Consider the following 2121-nt stretch of genomic DNA (forward strand, 5'->3'; position numbering starts at 1 on the left):
TGAGAAAACGCCGGTCTCAGGTTGACCAAAGTGAACAGAAGAGTTAATAAAAACACAGTAGGCGCGTTAAGAAAAAAAAGCGTTCACGTTCGTCCAGAATCAGCGTTCACTTTCACCGGAATACGCATTATGCACCACGGTAAAGTTGAGTGCTCAATCAACCCAACAAGCGGGATGTCGTTAATTGATTTGAAGGTTAAGTGTCTATTGCTGGTTATCTGTTCATTCTCCATAATATCACCTAGAAATTAATGTTAATGATTAACTAGCCAGAGTAACTATCTCACTACCATAATAAAGAGTATAGAGTAAGTTGGCCCTAAATTTTTGAAGACTAAATAGAATGACTTCCCGGTAAATATATTAGCCGCTATCTGTTGATCGTAGTTGTATCGTTTGGCGGTTCAGGCTCGCGGCAAAGAAGCAAGGGCTAGTTACTGGCGAGGGCGGATAAACAACGAGGCGAATATGACTGGCCTGACAGTGACCGCTGTAGCACTCAGTGTGGAGGGGGGTATATTCGAGCGTAATAAGCCCGCTTCTAAATGGCGGGCTAGCAGTGCATTAACATATTATTCATCACCAACAAAAATTAACGCCTTCTCTGATGAGTTTTTTAGGTACGTAATTATTTAACCCAACAGTATGACAATATTCTATAAGCCCATTTATTGAATTTACTTCAATTTTATTGTATATAGTGAACAATCTGTTTTCTATGGTCCTATGAGAAATATTTAGCTTTACTGCAATCTCCTTCGCTGAAACTTTTTGAATTGCATAAAAAATGATCTCAAGCTCTCTTTCCGTGAAAATGTCTACTGGAGGATTTAAACTGATAACGGAAGGTTTTAAATTATCAAAAAAATCATATATTGAAATAAAATTAACTTTTTTGGCATAAAAAAGAGTTCCAGTTACCTGATTCTCAGCGTCAAATATCGGAAATTTATGGCAATACCACGGTTCTAGAACAGCGTGACGAGTAAAATATGATGTTGTTATTATTTCAGCGCCATCTGGACTACACTCTGCTTTTCTATCGTGGGCTCGATATTCTTCAGCCATCTCTGACCATGGGGTAGGGAAATCTTCATCTAGTCTACCCTCGAAGTCAAACCTGTTAGGAATACGTAGAAAATCTTTTGCGGGTTCATTTACGAATGCAAATCTTGACTCTACGCTTTTAACGGCCCAAGGTATTTTTGATTTTTCAAGAAATGTTAGCAGTGGTAAATTTTCAAGTGAATAGTTGCCTTGATCTGAAAATATATTTTTCACGATTGCCTCCTGGCTAAAGCTTCCATCATCATCAATAAATATACATATTTATCCATACATGTAAAGAGTATATTTCCCCAATTATGCATGATGCAAATATCATATTATCAAGATAAATATAATCGCAAAAATATTTGAAGCCATGCCGGCTTGGGTGAGGGGGTAGGGTTCAAAGTTTTTTTTGTAACGGGAGGCGAGTACAATGGCGCGTGATGATTGTCTGTGATGTGAACGGTTATTTCAGACTATCGAGAAAGTCAGCATACCATTGCATCATTTCTCTCCGTTTGTCGAGAGACAGAGCGTGATTAGAGATTCCTTTCACTTTGTTGCAATCTCATTGTGCTGGTTGCCGCTCAATCAGGTCCGGGTCAAAACCGTGCTCATTCAGAATGGTGCTCATTTGATGTCTGAACCCGTGTCCGCTGGCCCTGACTTTAACGCTTTCGCGTGTAGTCACGCCCAGGATTACATTGCTACGAATTGGTTTATTCTTGTCGTTTCGCCCAAGGGAGGTGGACTTTGCGTGGCCGATGATAGGCTTTAAGTTTTCAAGCAGAGCGATAACTTATGTAAACATCGGTCCAATCTGAGGCTGACGAAATTTCATCAAAAATCAATGAATTCCCCTCGTTTTATTTTAAAACCGACGATGACCAGCTTAACTCACTCAATTCACTTTACCTACTTAGCCCACTAAACCCACCAATCCTACTAAAGCCACTAAAGCCACTAAAGCCACTAAAGCCACTAAAGCCACTAAAGCCACTAAAGCCACTAAAGCCACTAAAGCCACTAAAGCCACTAAAGCCACTAAAGCCACTAAAGCCACTAAAGCCA

Annotated in this window: 1 protein-coding gene; it reads right to left on the reverse strand. The window is 39.9% G+C overall.

Annotation, left to right across the window (positions count from 1 at the left end; genetic code table 11):
• Positions 1–579 precede the first annotated feature (579 nt).
• On the reverse strand, positions 580–1281 hold the full coding sequence (locus CINSTRO3249_RS15380) for a helix-turn-helix transcriptional regulator (RefSeq protein ID WP_254304381.1): 702 nt from the start codon (positions 1279–1281) through the stop codon (positions 580–582).
• Positions 1282–2121 lie beyond the last annotated feature (840 nt).

Source organism: Candidatus Sodalis sp. SoCistrobi (assembly GCF_900143145.1).
Lineage (GTDB): Bacteria > Pseudomonadota > Gammaproteobacteria > Enterobacterales > Enterobacteriaceae > SoCistrobi.